This is a genomic window from Leucobacter sp. Ag1, assembly GCF_000980875.1.
In the GTDB taxonomy this organism is placed as follows: Bacteria; Actinomycetota; Actinomycetes; order Actinomycetales; family Microbacteriaceae; genus Leucobacter; species Leucobacter iarius.
The window spans coordinates 24,581-38,938 of sequence record NZ_LAYO01000089.1; the positions used below are offsets into that span (position 1 = coordinate 24,581).

14 protein-coding genes are annotated in these 14,358 nt (G+C 71.8%); 7 read left to right on the forward strand and 7 right to left on the reverse strand.

All coding sequences use genetic code 11. From position 1 onward, the window contains the following. Window positions 1–121 precede the first annotated feature (121 nt). Entirely contained in the window at window positions 122–670 is a 549-nt protein-coding gene (gene msrA / locus XM48_RS06895; RefSeq protein WP_046455066.1) for a peptide-methionine (S)-S-oxide reductase MsrA, read from the forward strand. Window positions 671–756: 86 nt separating this feature from the next. Continuing rightward, window positions 757–1,653 (forward strand): phosphodiesterase, encoded by an 897-nt coding sequence (locus tag XM48_RS06900; RefSeq protein WP_046455067.1) that lies wholly within the window; start codon window positions 757–759, stop codon window positions 1,651–1,653. Here the strand turns inward: XM48_RS06900 and XM48_RS06905 are convergent. Genes XM48_RS06905 through XM48_RS06915 form a run of 3 tightly spaced genes read right to left on the reverse strand, consistent with a single transcriptional unit; the run spans window position 1,650 to window position 3,427 of the window. After that, complete coding sequence (locus XM48_RS06905) at window positions 1,650–2,138, reverse strand: DUF1990 family protein (protein ID WP_046455068.1); 489 nt, start codon at window positions 2,136–2,138, stop codon at window positions 1,650–1,652. The genes XM48_RS06900 and XM48_RS06905 overlap by 4 nt on opposite strands. Then, complete coding sequence (locus XM48_RS06910) at window positions 2,135–2,677, reverse strand: GNAT family N-acetyltransferase (protein WP_052961346.1); 543 nt, start codon at window positions 2,675–2,677, stop codon at window positions 2,135–2,137. Before XM48_RS06910 ends, XM48_RS06905 begins: the two co-directional genes overlap by 4 nt. Before the next feature lie 42 nt (window positions 2,678–2,719). Next, window positions 2,720–3,427: a PASTA domain-containing protein gene (locus tag XM48_RS06915; protein ID WP_046455069.1), complete on the reverse strand. Its 708-nt coding sequence runs from the start codon at window positions 3,425–3,427 to the stop codon at window positions 2,720–2,722. 195 nt (window positions 3,428–3,622) lie between these two features. On the opposite strand from XM48_RS06915, the gene XM48_RS06920 reads away from it, so the two are divergent. Beyond that, on the forward strand, window positions 3,623–3,979 hold the full coding sequence (locus XM48_RS06920; RefSeq protein WP_046455070.1) for a VOC family protein: 357 nt from the start codon (window positions 3,623–3,625) through the stop codon (window positions 3,977–3,979). A gap of 37 nt (window positions 3,980–4,016) precedes the next feature. Here XM48_RS06920 and XM48_RS06925 read toward each other — a convergent pair whose 3' ends face one another. From XM48_RS06925 to XM48_RS06935, 3 genes are read right to left on the reverse strand one after another with little or no spacing between them, the layout of a single operon-like run. After that, window positions 4,017–4,586 carry a type II toxin-antitoxin system PemK/MazF family toxin gene (locus XM48_RS06925; protein ID WP_046455071.1) on the reverse strand — a complete coding sequence of 190 codons (570 nt, stop codon included), beginning with the start codon at window positions 4,584–4,586 and terminating at the stop codon, window positions 4,017–4,019. After that, complete coding sequence (gene zapE, locus XM48_RS06930; RefSeq protein ID WP_046455096.1) at window positions 4,583–5,650, reverse strand: cell division protein ZapE; 1,068 nt, start codon at window positions 5,648–5,650, stop codon at window positions 4,583–4,585. Before zapE ends, XM48_RS06925 begins: the two co-directional genes overlap by 4 nt. A 10-nt stretch (window positions 5,651–5,660) precedes the next feature. Beyond that, window positions 5,661–6,902, reverse strand: coding sequence for a S9 family peptidase (locus XM48_RS06935; protein ID WP_046455072.1), 1,242 nt, complete (start codon window positions 6,900–6,902; stop codon window positions 5,661–5,663). Window positions 6,903–6,995: 93 nt separating this feature from the next. Here XM48_RS06935 and XM48_RS06940 point away from each other — a divergent pair, with 93 nt between their 5' ends. The 4 genes from XM48_RS06940 to XM48_RS06955 all read left to right on the forward strand — a co-directional run bounded on the left by XM48_RS06940 (window position 6,996) and on the right by XM48_RS06955 (window position 12,266). Beyond that, window positions 6,996–7,595 carry a DUF3000 domain-containing protein gene (locus tag XM48_RS06940; protein ID WP_231580829.1) on the forward strand — a complete coding sequence of 200 codons (600 nt, stop codon included), beginning with the start codon at window positions 6,996–6,998 and terminating at the stop codon, window positions 7,593–7,595. A gap of 39 nt (window positions 7,596–7,634) precedes the next feature. Next, on the forward strand, window positions 7,635–8,810 hold the full coding sequence (locus XM48_RS06945; protein WP_046455097.1) for an HRDC domain-containing protein: 1,176 nt from the start codon (window positions 7,635–7,637) through the stop codon (window positions 8,808–8,810). Between the two features lie 111 nt (window positions 8,811–8,921). Beyond that, entirely contained in the window at window positions 8,922–10,124 is a 1,203-nt protein-coding gene (locus XM48_RS06950; RefSeq protein ID WP_046455074.1) for a thiolase family protein, read from the forward strand. Between the two features lie 6 nt (window positions 10,125–10,130). Further along, window positions 10,131–12,266 carry a 3-hydroxyacyl-CoA dehydrogenase NAD-binding domain-containing protein gene (locus XM48_RS06955; protein ID WP_046455075.1) on the forward strand — a complete coding sequence of 712 codons (2,136 nt, stop codon included), beginning with the start codon at window positions 10,131–10,133 and terminating at the stop codon, window positions 12,264–12,266. Window positions 12,267–12,432: 166 nt separating this feature from the next. On the opposite strand, the gene dxs is transcribed toward XM48_RS06955, so the two are convergent. Beyond that, window positions 12,433–14,349, reverse strand: coding sequence for a 1-deoxy-D-xylulose-5-phosphate synthase (dxs, locus tag XM48_RS06960; protein WP_046455076.1), 1,917 nt, complete (start codon window positions 14,347–14,349; stop codon window positions 12,433–12,435). Window positions 14,350–14,358 lie beyond the last annotated feature (9 nt).

Genomic DNA, 14,358 nt, shown 5'->3' on the forward strand with positions numbered 1-14,358 from the left:
AGCCCCTTCTCAGATCGGTGGGACCAAATGAGAGCACGAACGCGTTGTCCCTCATGACGCCGCCTTCCGGCGACGTCGGCACGACACGAACGCACCACCCGACGACCGAGGAGCACGCACCATGACCAGCGGGATCACCGACACCGGATCCATCACCCGCACCCCCGGCACCGAGACGGCCGTGCTGGCCGGCGGCTGCTTCTGGGGGCTCGACGACCTCATCCGCGCGCAGCCCGGCGTGCTGAGCACGCGCGCCGGCTACACCGGCGGGCAGAACGATCACGCCACCTACCGTGACCACCCCGGCCACGCGGAGGCCGTCGAGATCGTCTTCGACCCGTCGCGGACGAGCTACCGCGATCTGCTGGCGTTCTTCTTCCAGATCCACGATCCCTCGACGCTGAACCGCCAGGGCAACGACATCGGCACCAGCTACCGATCGGCGATCTTCCCGCTCACCCCCGAGCAGGAGACGACCGCGAAGGAGACCATCGCCGACGTCGACGCCTCCGGCCTGTGGCCGGGGCCGGCGGTCACGACGATCGAGCCCGCCGCGCCGTTCTGGGAGGCCGAGCCGGAGCATCAGGACTACCTGCAGCGCTACCCGAACGGGTACACCTGCCACTTCCCCCGCGCCGACTGGGTGCTCCCCCGGCGCTCGGAGGCGTAGGCGCGACCGCCCCGCAGCGGCGGCCCGCACCGGCGCTCCCGCAGCGGCGAACGGGATCGCACGGAGTCCGGCCCTAGGCTGGCGCCATGACCGAGATCCGCTTCGGTGCGCACGCGCCGGCCCTCCGCACGCTGCTGCACCTCAGCGACACGCACCTGCTCGACGGTGCCGCCCTCGGCGGCCGCTACGACACCGTCGGCAACCTCGAACGCACCGTCGAGCGGGTCCGTGCGATGGAACCGCGCCCGGACGCCATCGTGGTGACGGGCGACCTCACCGATCTCGGGGAACCCGCCGCGTACCGCGAACTGCGGGGCATGCTCGAGCCGCTGGCCGAGGAGATCGGAGCCGCGCTGATCTGGGTGGCCGGGAACCACGACGAGCGCCCGGCGATGCGGGAGCACCTGCTCGACGAGCCGGGCAGCCAGGCACCCATCACCGCGGTGCACGACCTGGGCGGCCTGCGCGTCATCGCGCTGGACTCCACCGTTCCGGGCTGGCACCACGGCGAGCTCGATCCCGAGCAGCTCGCCTGGCTGCGGGCCGAACTGGTCGAACCCGCTCCGCTGGGCACGATCCTCGCGCTGCACCATCCGCCGCTGCCGAGCCACATCCCGTTCTTCGACATCCTGGAGCTGCGCGACCAGCCGGCGTTCGCCGAGGTGATCGCGGGCAGCGACGTGCGCGCGATCCTCGCCGGGCACCTGCACTACTCCACGAGCGGGACCTTCGCCGGGATCCCGGTCAGCGTCGCGTCGGCGACCTGCTACACCATGGACCTGGCGCTCCCGGTCGAACGGGTGAACGGGATGGATGCGGGCCAGTCCTTCCACCTGGTGCACGTGTGGGAGGACACGATCACGCACGCCGTGGTGCCGGTGGCCTCGGCCGAGCCCGCAGAGGCGTTCACGCCGGAGTGGTACGCCGAGATGGCCCGGCTCGGCCCGGAGGAGCGTCTGGAGCGGTTCAGCCGGAAGCGCTAGTCGAACGCGGCGAGATACCGGCGGGTCATGCGCGCCTGCACGAGACGGCCGAGCGGTCCGCCGAGGCGCGTGAACCAGCGGGCGGATGCGGAGAACGCGACGATCCGGAACACGACGTCGCCCGAGGGATCCAGGCGGAGCTCGAACCGCTCCTCGCCGCGTTCGGGATGCCCCGGCAGGGTTCCGTAGGCGAAACCGCAGCGATCGGCGCTGCGCTCTGCCCAGACGACGCGGCAGGGCGCGATGAAGCTCAGCGGACCGATCCGCAGGCGCATCCGCACCTCGGTCCCCGTCCGGAACGGTTCGTCGGACGCGCTGACGTCGGCGCCGGCCCGCCGTTGCACGGCGCCCGACAGGAGCTCGTCGCAGCAGCCCTCGAAGCGCTCGCGGCCGCGCCCGATGACGCGCTCGGTGCGCACGTGGTGGTACCCCGCCGGCAGTTCGCCCCCGGTCGCGCCCACCTCCGGGTACGTGAGATCGGTCATCCGTTCGATTCGCGCGACTCGGCCCACTCGGCGCGCAGCAGCCCCATGCGCACGATGTCCTCGTAGTGCCCGCGCACCCACGCGTGCTCGCGCTGGCGCCCCTCGATCACGAAGCCGAGCTTCTCGTAGACGCGGATCGCCGCGGCGTTCGACGAGATCACCTCGAGGTGGATGCGGCGCAGGTTGCCGCGAAGGAACGCGAACTCGAGCATCTGCGCCATGGCCTCGCTCCCGAAGCCCCGGCCACGGGCGTGCTGGGCCAGGGCGATCCCGATCTCACCGTGCCTGGCGACCTCGTCGATGTCGAACACGCCCACGGTGCCGACCGCGTCGCCGTCGACGTCGATCACGAAGCTCATGCTGCCGTCCGGGTTCGCCTCGCGCTCCTGGATCCGGGCCTGCCAGGCCTCGCGGCGCGGCGCTGCGGGCCGCCCCGGGTTGCGTTCCTCCCAGGTGTCGAGGTCCGACGCGATCCCGTACAGCGCGTCCCAATCGGCATCGGTGCGGGAACGGAGCGAAACAACCGGCGGCGTCGACATGGGAGACACCCTACTCCGGGGTACGGACATCGCCTCGAATCGCTACTGCCCCGCAGGCGTCTGACTCGGAGTCATCTCCGAGGTCTTCTCCATCCGGAGCACGACGGTGCTCCCGAGCTTCGCCCGCTTCCCCGCACCGGGAGAACTGCCGATGACGGTCCAGTTGACCGGGGCCAGCACCGTTCCGCTCTTCCCGTCGAACCGGACCGTCAGACCGAGGTCCTCCAACCGCCACTGCGCGGTCTTGCCGTCGAGCCCCGAGAGGTCCGGCAGCTCGACCCCGTTCTTCCGCGCGTCCTCCTCGCGTGCCGCACGTTCCGCTTCCTGCCGCTCCTTGAGCCGCGCCTCGTACTGCGCCTTCTCCTCCGCGCCGGTCCTCGGACTCGGGGTCGGAGTCACGCTCGGAGCCGGGCTCGCGGTCGCGCCCGGGGGTGCGGCCGTCCCGCTCGCGCCGGTGCCGGTGCCGGTGCCGGCGGGCAGGGCGATCACGAACGCCGCGATGAACATGATGGTCATCACGACCGCGGGGATCGCCGCGACCGCGCCGAACGCCAGTCCGCCGATGCCGGCGCCCCGCGCTCGACCGCCGCGGACCGACAGGATCCCGAGCACGATCGAACCGGCGCCGAGCCCGAGGCCGAGGAACGGGACCCAGCAGAACACGAAGGCGGCGATGCCCACCAGGAGCGCGACGATCCCCGAGATCGGAGCACGACGGGTCGGCGTCGGATCGGGCTGAGCGGCGGTCACGTTCCTCCTCGGGTCGAGCACCCGCGGGGTTCGGCGGGCGGGCGCCGACGGATGTCGGCCGCGCACGCCTCACAGCGTACACAGGGGCCGGCCCCGGTCGGCACGCGCTCGCGCCGTCCGGACCCGAGGCGTAGCCTGGGCGGGCCGGCGGGTTCTCCATCGGCCGCCCACCGCGCATCGCACGAAGGAGTCCCGATGATCGGCACCCTGCACAGCACCGTCCTCGACTGCCCGGATCCTGCGGCGCTCGCGGAGTTCTATCGCGGGATCCTCGGCGGCACGGTCGTGTCCGGCGAGGACGACGGCTGGGTCGATCTCGAACTCCCCGAGGGCCCGGCGAAGCTCGCCTTCCAGGGCTCCTCCGGATACGTCCCGCCGGTCTGGCCGGGCGATGACGGGGACCAGCAGCTGCACCTCGATGTGCTCGTGCCAGACCTCGAAGCCGCGCACGCACCCCTGCTCGCGCTCGGGGCACGATTCCTCGAGGCGCACGACACGTTCCGGGTCTACCTCGACCCCGTCGGGCACCCGTTCTGCACCGTCAGCAGCTGATCGCCCGTCGCCCGCGGCGACAGCGGCGACCGCGAGGTCAGCGACCGATGCCGAGCTCCCGCGACAGCTCGGCGACGACGCGCTCGAACCGCGCGCGATCGAGCACGTGGCCCTCGCGGCGCATGCCGGAGTCGGAGATGCGCAGCACGCGCTCGGGCGAGAGGAAGCTCTCGCGCCCCTGGCCGTCCCAGCCCCCCGTGCCGACGCTGATGAAGCCGCGGTGCTGCTTGGTCGACAGGTAGCAGCCGGCGACCGTGGTGGCGTCGATGCGCGCGATGATGAGCACCGGGCGATCCTTGCCGCGTCCGTCGTGCTCGGCGTAGGGCACCCAGGTCCAGATGACCTCGCCGGGATCGGGGGTGCCGTCCACCGCGGGCGCGTAGCTCGGGCGCAGGCGCCGGATCTCGGCCGCGCCCAGGTCGCGGGTCGCACCGTCGCCGGTCTGTCCCGGCGACGCTTCCGTGCCTGCACCGGAGGGGCCCGTGCGCGGGCCCGCGGTGGTCCGCTTCCCGGCCGGATCCGAGCGGCTCTGGAGGCCGCGGCGGAGCGCCTCGATCAGCGCGTCGAGGATCGCGCGCAGCAGGCCGCCTCCGCCGCCGGAGCTCATGAGGCGATCTCGCCCTGCGTCAGCGCGTTCAAGCGGGACATGCAGCGGAGGTACTTCTTACGGTATCCGCCGTCGAGCATGCCGCCGCCGAAGATCGTGGTGAGCGGGGCGCCCGTGGCCCGGATCGGGATCTGGGCGTCGTAGACCCGGTCGATGAACGCCACGAAGCGCAGCGCGGCCGACTGGTCGGTGAGCTCGTGCACGTCGCGCAGGCCGATGCACTGCACCCCGGTCAGCATGCCGAAGTAGCTCGACGGGTGCACCGTCGCGAGGTGCGCGACGAGCGTCGAGAAGTCGTCGTCGGTCGTGCGCTCCCCCGCGGCCGCGGCATCCGCGAGCGCGAAGCGGTACGCCTCGTCGCTCAGGGCGACCGCATCGCCGTCGAGGTCGCGCTGACGGTAGTCGGTGCCGTCGATCCGGATGGTGACGAAGTTGTCGGCCATCGCCTGGATCTCGCGCATGAAGTCGGCCGCGGCGAAGCGGCCCTCGCCGAGCGCGTTCGGCGGAGTGTTGGAGGTCGCGACGATGCGCGAGCCCGTCTTCACGAGGTCACCGATCAGTCGGGTCATGAGCATCGTGTCGCCCGGATCGTCGAGCTCGAACTCGTCGATGCAGATGAGCCGGGCGCCCTGCAGCACGCCGAGCGCCCCCGAGTAGCCGAGCGCGCCCACGAGCGCCGTGTACTCGATGAAGGTGCCGAAGTACTTGCGTCCGGCCGTCGCGTGCCACGTCGCCGCGAGCAGGTGGGTCTTGCCGACGCCGAAGCCGCCGTCGAGGTAGACGCCCGGCTTGGTCGGCGTGTTCGGTCGGGGCTCGGCCGCCGCCTTCTTGCGGCCGAAGCCGAAGAAGCCGCCGCGGGCCATGGGGGCCTCGGGCTCCGAGAAAGCGCGCAGCGTATCGCGGGCCTCCGCCTGCGACGGGTACTCGGGGTCCGGACGGTACGAGTCGAAGCTCGCCCCGTCGAACTGCCGCGGGGGGACGAGGGTCGCGACCAGCTCGGCGCCCGAGATGCTCGGGCTGCGGTCGACGAGGTGGGCGGAGCTGTGCTGCGGATCCTGAGACATCGCCGACAGCTTACCCGCGCGGGGCGCCGTCGGCCGCATCCGATCGCGGCGCGGGATCCGGCAGCGCGCGGACGAACCGCTCGGTCGCGGCCTCCCAGGCCTCGGGATCCACGTTCCAGAGCTTCACGTGCTCGCCGACCAGCTGCCGGCGCAGCACGACGAGGTCGCTGTGCCGGGCCGCGAAATCCAGCGCCCCGTCCTCCGGTACGTAGGTGTCGCCCGCGCTGACATGGATCAGCGTCGGCACCGCGAGCCCGCGCCCCAGCTCGGGTGCGCTGAGCGCGGCGAGCCCCGGCGACGCGGGATCGCCGCCGCGCACACGACCGCCCTCGAGCAGTCGCACGGCGAGCGCCGCGATCGGGCGCGGAATCCCGACCCGTCGCGCCTGGTGCCGCAGCAGCCCGTGCCAGTCGAGCGCCGGCGAATCGAGCACGAGCCCGTCCACCGCATCGCGGTGCGCGCCCCGGGTCGCCGCCAGCGTGCTCGCCGTACCGCCCATCGACCACCCGAACAGCGTCACCCGGGTCGCGCCCCGGCGCACCGCCTCGGCGATCGCCGCGTCAACGTCGCGCTGCTCGGCGGAACCCAGGCCGTAGCGACCGTGCGCACCGCGCGGAGCACCCGAATCGTTGCGATAGGAGATGACGAGGCTCGTCAGACCGGCGCGCGCCAGCGGCGGCACACCGCGCAGCGTCTCGGCCGGCAGCGCGCCCATGCCGTGCACGTGCACCGCCCACCGACCGGGCACCGGATCGGCCGGGCGCACGATCCAGGCCGTCGCCGGCCCGTCCTCCAGCGGCAGCACGATCCGCTCGACCGAGGCTCCTCCGCCGATCTCGTCGGCGAGCTCCTCGGGATCCGCGTACCACCAGCCGGTCACCCGCCCCGTCGCCCCGCGCCGCACGCGGCCGCGATCGGTCGCGAGGATCTCGCGCACCGCGCCCCCGCGGCGCGCCTCGAGCACCGGCCCCACTTTCGCGTGCGTGGCGCCGCCGTCGAGGATCAGCGAGTAGCTCCCCGGCAGCTCCGACCACCCGCCCCGGATCCGGACCACCGGACCGTCCACCCCGTAGCGGCGCGACGCCCGCGCGGCGGGCACGACCGAACGCACCCGTGTCGAGGAGTCCGGTCGCGCCTCGGGCGTCACCACCCGGCGCGCGACCGCACCGGCCAGCAGACCGCACCCGGCCGCCGTCGCCGTCGCGATCGCGGCGAAACCGACGACCGCCTGGATCGGTCGAAGCCTGCTCATGGGCACCTCCGGGATGTTTCTGCAGCGCGGCGTGGCATCCGCACCATACTCTCAGCAATCCTTAGTGTTCCAGGTGTGAAGTCCGGGAACGAAGTGAATACCGATGCGTTCGAGCGCGCTGCCGAGCAGCTGCGCCACGCACGGTTCCGCAGCGAGCTGCAGGTGCGCGAGATCCCGGCCCCCGAACGCATCGCGCCGCGCTCCGTGGCGCTCGCCGCAGGCGTCACCCGAGGCTCGGCGCACCCCGCCGAGGAGAGCGGCGACTCCCCCTACGGGGCGGGCCGCCTGATCCTGCTGCACGATCCCGATTCCGCCGCGGAGTGGGGCTCCCCGTTCCGCATCATCTGCTTCGCGCAGGCCCCCCTCGAGGTCGAGATCGGTGTGGATCCGTTCATCGCCGACGTCGCCTGGTCGTGGCTCGTCGACGCGCTCGATTCCCGGGGCGCGCAGGTGACCTTCGCGTCCGGGACCGCGACGAAGACCCTGTCGACCGGCTTCGGCACGCTCGAGGAGCAGGGCGATGCGGCGCAGATCGAGATCCGCGCCTCCTGGACCCCGCTCGGCACCGACTTCGGCGCCCACGCGGAGGCCTGGTCGGAGCTGCTCTGCCTGCTCGCCGGGCTCCCGCACCAGGAGGGCGTCGCCTCCCTCGGCGCGAAGCGCGCGCACCGCGGCGAAGGCCGGAGGGCGTAACCCGTGCTCCAGCAAGCGGACCTCCACTCCACCTGGACCATGGTCACCGACGACGCCGGGCTGCGCGCCGCGGCGGAGTCGCTCGCGACCGGTCATGGCCCCGTCGGCGTCGACGCCGAGCGCGCCTCCGGCTTCCGCTACGGCAGCGAGGCGTACCTCGTCCAGGCGTACCGCGAGGACTCGGGAACCTTCCTCTTCGATCCCACCGGGATCTCCTCGTTCGCCCCGCTCGCGCAGGCGCTCGACGGGCTCGAGTGGATCCTGCACGCCGCGAGCCAGGACATCCCCTGCCTCGACGAGCTCGGCCTGCACCCGCCGCTGCTCTTCGACACGGAGCTCGCCGCACGACTGCTCGGCTTCGAACGCGTGGGCCTCGGAGCGCTCGTCGAATCGCAGCTCGGCATCTCGCTGCAGAAGGCGCACTCGGCGGCCGACTGGTCGACCCGTCCGCTGCCCGAATCGTGGCTCGAGTACGCGGCGCTCGACGTCGCCCTGCTGCCCGATCTGCGCGAGTCGATCGCGCACGAGCTCGATGCGCAGCACAAGCGGGAGTTCGCGGACGAGGAGTTCGAGGCGGTCCGCCAGCGCGCACCGAAGCCGCCGGTCGAGGATCCGTGGCGTAAGGTCTCGGGCGGTCACCGCCTGCGCTCTCCGCGCGAGCTCGCGATCGTCCGCGAGCTCTGGCTCGCGCGCGACGAGCTCGCCCGCGAACGCGACACCGCCCCCGGCCGCCTGCTGCCGGACTCCTCGATCGTCGCCGCGGCCGGAGCGATGCCGCGGTCCCGCGGCGACCTGGCCCGGCTCAAGACCTTCGCGGGTCGCGCGAGCCGGACGGAGCTCGATCGCTGGTGGGAGGCGGCCCTGCGCGGCAAGACCACCGACCAGCTGCCGAAGCCGCGCCCGCGCGATCCCGACGCGATGCCGCACCACCGCGGGTGGGCCCAGCGCCACCCCGACGCTGCCGCGCGCCTGTCGATCGCCCGGGAGGCGCTCACCGCGGAAGCCGAGGAGCGCAGCATCCCGCTCGAGAACCTGCTGACCCCCGAGCTGCTCCGCCGCGTCTCCTGGGCGCCGCCGAAGCCGGCGAAGGGCACCTCGTCCGCGAGTGCCGAGCAGATCTCCGATCGGCTCGAGGAGCTCGGCGCCCGCCACTGGCAGGCTGTCATTACCGCACCAATCATCGCCGTCGCTTTTGTAGAGGCCAAACAAAGCTGACGCCGCGGTCCCGAAGCGTTTCCTGCGGGTTCCGCACGGCGACTCGTCCCCCGTGCCGCCGACTTCCTAGGATGGTGAGTGATCACATCACACCCATTTGATGGAGGCAGAGTGGCCGCAATGAGAGACGTTGTTTTCGTCGACGGAGTCCGCACCCCGTTCGGGCGCGCGGGCGAGAAGGGCATGTACTGGGGTACGCGGGCCGATGACCTCGCGGTCAAGGCGCTGCAGGGCCTGATCGCACGGAACCCGAACCTCCCCCTCGACCGCATCGACGACGTGGGGATCGCCGCGACCACGCAGCAGGGCGACCAGGGCCTCACCCTCGGCCGCACCGTGTCGATGCTCGCCGGGATCCCGGTCACGGTGCCCGGCTTCGCGCTCGACCGCATGTGCGCCGGCGCGCTCACCGTCGCCTCGTTCATGGGCGCGGCGATCGGCTCGGGCCAGTACGACCTGGCGATCGCCGGCGGCGTGGAGCACATGGGCCGGCACCCGATCGGCCTCGACGCCGATCCGAACCCGCGCTTCGTCTCGGAGCGCCTCGTCAGCCCCGACGCCCTGAACATGGGCGTCACGGCCGAGCGCCTGCACGACCGGTTCCCCGCGCTCACCAAGGAGCGCGCGGATCGCTTCGGCATGCTGAGCCAGCACAAGGTGCAGGCCGCCTACGACCGCGGCGACATCCAGCCCGACCTGATCCCCGTCGCGCTGCGCAGCGCAGCCGGCTGGGGCCTCGCCACGGAGGACGAGGGCCGCCGCCCCGCGACCACCATGGAGGGCCTCGCCACGCTCAAGACGCCGTTCCGTCCGCACGGACGCGTCACCGCGGGCAACGCCTCCCCCCTCACCGACGGCGCGACCGTCTCGCTGCTCGCGGGCGCCGACACCGCGAAGGAGCTCGGCCTCCCCGCCAAGATGCGGCTCGTCGGCTTCGGCTTCGCGGGCGTGCAGCCCGAGGTCATGGGTCTCGGCCCGGTGCCCTCGACCGAGAAGGCGCTGAAGCGCGCCGGACTCACCATCGACGACATCGGCCTGTTCGAGCTGAACGAGGCCTTCGCCGTGCAGGTGCTCTCGTTCACCGACCACTTCGGCATCGCCGACGACGATCCCCGCGTGAACCCCTGGGGCGGCGCGATCGCGCTCGGCCACCCGCTCGCCGCGTCCGGCGTGCGCCTCATGATCCAGCTCGCCCGCCAGTTCGAGCAGCGCCCCGATGTGCGCTACGGCGTCACCGCGATGTGCGTCGGCCTCGGCCAGGGCGGCACCGCGATCTGGGAGAACCCGAACTACGACGGCAAGAAGGGCAAGTAGCCGAAGATGACCGATTACCGCTCCATCGACTTCTCCCCGCTCCTCGAGGCCTCGGCCGACGAGGTCGTCACCGAATCGTTCGTCCGCGACGTGGCGCTGCCCTCGGGCGGCACCCTCGCGCTCATCACGCTCGACAACGGACGCGACCACACCCGGCCCAACACGCTCGGGCCGCTGACCCTGGACGCGCTGAACACCGTGCTCGACGGCCTCGCGGCCCGTGCCGCGGCCGGCGAGATCCAGGCCGTCGCCGTGACCGGCAAGCCGTTCATCTTCGCGGCGGGCGCCGACCTCTCGAAGGTCTCCACCCTCGCCACCGAGCAGAACGCACGGCTCATGGCGCAGTTCGGGCACTACGTGCTCGGCAAGCTCGGCCAGGTGGGCGTGCCCTCGTTCGCGTTCGTGAACGGCCTCGCGCTCGGCGGCGCCATGGAGATCGCCCTCAACTGCGACTACCGCACCGTCGACTCGTCCGCCGCGGCGCTCGCCTTCCCCGAGGTCTTCCTCGGCATCATCCCCGGTTGGGGCGGCGCGACCATCGTGCCCAACCTCGTCGGCATCGAGAAGGCCATCGAGATCATCGTCTCGAACCCGCTCAAGAACAACCGCATGATGAAGCCGAAGGACGCGCTCGAGGCCGGACTCTTCGACCGCATGTTCGGTCCCGCGAGCTTCCTCGAGCAGTCGGTCCTCTGGGCCGACTCGGTGCTCACCGGCGCCGAGAAGGTCGAGCGGCCGAACGAGCCGGGCAAGCTCGAGCGCCTCACCAAGTGGCCCGCGGCGATCAAGATCGCCCGCGACACACTCAAGGCGCGCATCGGCACCGCGGCGAAGTCGCCCTACATCGCGCTCGACCTGCTCAGCGCGGCGAAGGACAACGACCGGGTGCGCGGATTCGAGCGCGAGGACGAGGCGCTGGCGCAGCTCATCTCGGGCGACCAGTTCCACGCGTCCATCTACGCGTTCGACCTCGTGCAGAAGCGCGCGAAGCGGCCCGCGGGAGCTCCCCCGAAGGAGCTCGCCAAGAAGGTGCAGAAGGTCGGCGTCATCGGCGCGGGCCTCATGGCCGGCCAGTTCGCCCTGCTCTTCGCCCGCAAGCTGCGCGTGCCCGTCGTCATCACCGATCTCGACCAGTCGCGCGTCGACAAGGGCCTCGCCTACATCAACGGCGAGATCGACAAGCTCGAGCAGAAGGGCCGCCTGGGCGCCGACGACGCGAATCAGGTGCGCGCGCTCGTCAGCGGCACGACCGACAAGTCGCTCTTCGCGGACTGCGACTGGGTCATCGAGGCCGTCTTCGAGGAGCTCTCGGTGAAGCAGCAGGTGTTCGCCGAGATCGAGCCGATCATCGCCGAGACCGCGGTCATCGCGACCAACACCTCGTCGCTCTCGGTCGAGGAGATCGGCGCGAACCTCGCGCACCCCGAACGCCTCGTGGGCTTCCACTTCTTCAACCCGGTCGCGGTCATGCCCCTGGTCGAGGTCGTGAAGGTGCCGTCGACCGACGACGAGACCCTCGCCACGGCGATGGCGGTCGCGAAGAAGCTCGGCAAGAGCGCGGTCATCACCGCCGACCGCCCCGGCTTCGTGGTGAACCGCCTCCTGGCCAAGGTCATGGGCGAGGCTGCGCGTGCGCTCGACGAGGGCACCCCGCTGCCCGTCGTCGAGCGGGCGCTCGCGCCGATCGGTCTGCCGATGGGTCCGTTCGAGCTCATCGACCTGGTCGGTTGGAAGGTCGCGGCGCACGTGCAGGACACGATGGTGGCGGCGTTCCCCGAGCGCTTCTACGCATCGCCGAACCTGCACGCGATGGCCGACATCGAGGATCCGCTCGTCAAGAACAAGTTCGGCAAGGTCGAGGACCTCTCCCGCGCGGCGAAGAAGCAGCTGAGCTTCGGCAAGACCGCCGTCTCCGAGGAGGAGATCCTGCGCCGTGTCGAGGACGAGCTCGCCGGCGAGATCAAGATCATGCTCGACGAGCAGGTCGTGCACGCCGCGGAGGACATCGACCTGTGCTTGATCCTGGGCGCCGGCTGGCCGTTCCAGGCCGGCGGGGCGACGCCCTACCTCGACCGGGTGGGTGCGAGCGAGCGCGTCTTCGGCGCTACGTTCCACGACCCGCTGGTCGCCGGCGCGCGCTGAGCCGTCGGCAGTCCGACTGCTCCCGTCATCCTGCGCGAGCTTGCGAGTCGCAGGATCTCTACCCCGGTAGGGATCCTGCGACTCCTCCGTTGCGCAGGATGACCAGACCTTCGTCGCGCAGGATGACCAGACCTCCGTCGCGCAGGATGACGGGATCGAAGCGCACCTACTCCGGGCGCGCGACCGGGATCCGGTTGCCGCGGACCTGCTCGACGACGTCCGCCGCGATCCGCTCGGCCGTGAGGCCCGCCGCTTCGAGCAGTTCGCCGCGGGACGCGTGCGGCGGGAACTCGTCCGGGGTGCCGAGCTCGCTCACCGCGGTGTCGACGCCCGCGTCGCGCAGCGCCTGCCGGATCCGAGTGCCGATACCACCGACGCGGATCCCGTCCTCGATGCTGACGAGCAGGCGATGCCCGCGCGCGAACTCGACCACCGATTCGGCGACCGGGACCACCCAGCGCGGATCGATCACCGTCGCCGAGACGCCCTGTGCGGCGAGCAGCTCTGCGGCTTCTCCGGCGACGCGCGCCATCGGCCCGACGCCCACCAGCAGGACGTCGCGCGTCCCGTCCTCGCGCGCCGGATCCTCGCGCAGCACGTCGGTGCCGTCCTCGGTGCGTCGCAGTGCCGGAAGCGCGTCGCCGACCGCGCCCTTCGGGTAGCGGATCACCGTGGGACCGTCGTCGACGGCGACCGCCTCGGTCAGCAGCTCGCTCAGCCGCTCCTCGTCGCGCGGCGCCGAGATGCGGATGCCCGGGACCACCTGCAGGGTGGCGAGATCCCAGACCCCGTTGTGGCTCGCGCCGTCGGGTCCGGTGATCCCCGCGCGATCGAGTACGAAGGTGACGCCCGCCCGGTGCAGCGCGACGTCCATCAGCAGCTGGTCGAAGGCGCGGTTCATGAAGGTGGCGTAGATCGCGACGACGGGGTGCATGCCGCCGTAGGCCAGCCCCGCGGCGCTCGTCACCGCGTGCTGCTCGGCGATCCCGACGTCGATGACCCGCTCCGGGAACGCCTCGGCCAGCGCGTCGAGGCCCGTCGGCTTGAGCATGGCCGCCGTGATCCCGATGATCCGATCGTTCTCGCGCGCGAGCTGCAGGATCCGCTGCCGGAACACGCCCGTCCAACTGCGGCCGGACGAGACCTCGAGCGGCTCGCCGCTGCCCGGGTCGATCTGCCCGACCGAGTGGAACTGGTCGGCAACGTCGTTCTCGGCCGGAGCGTACCCGCGCCCCTTCTCGGTGATCACGTGCACGAGGGTCGGACGGCCGTAGCCCTTCGCCTGCCGCATCGCCTCTTCGAGCGCGGGCAGGTCGTGCCCGTCGACGGGGCCCACGTACTTGATGTCGAGGTTGCTGTAGAGATCCTGGTTGCCCGATGCCCGGCTGACGAAGCCGCGCATCGCACCGCGCGTCGCGCGGTAGACCGTGCGGCCCGGCGCACCGAAGCGCCCGAACAGCCGCTCGCTGCCCTCCTGCAGATCGCGGTAGCCGCCGGTGACGCGCACGGAGTTGAGGAACCGGGCCATACCGCCGATGGTCGGCGCGTAGGAGCGCCCGTTGTCGTTCATCACGATGACGAGGTTGCGCGAGTTGTCGTCGGTGATGTTGTTGAGCGCCTCCCAGGTCATGCCACCCGTGAGCGCTCCGTCGCCGACGACGGCGATCACGAAACGTTCCGACTGCCCGGTGCGCGCGAAGGCGCGCGAGATGCCGTCGGCCCAGCTGAGCGAGCTCGACGCGTGCGAGCTCTCGACGATGTCGTGCTCGGATTCGCCGCGCTGCGGATAGCCGGCGAGACCGTCGCTGCTGCGCAGGCGCGAGAAGTCCTTGCGACCGGTCAGCAGCTTGTGCACGTAGCTCTGATGGCCCGTGTCGAAGACGATGGGATCCTTCGGCGATTCGAAGGTGCGGTGCAGGGCGATGGTGAGCTCGACGACGCCGAGGTTCGGCCCCAGGTGCCCGCCCGTCTTCGAGACCTCTGCGATGAGGAACTCACGGATCTCGGCGGCGAGCTGCTTGCACTCCTCGAGGCTCAGCCCGGCCAGATCGCCGGGGCCGTCGATTCGATCCAGGATCGCCACCCGTCACGC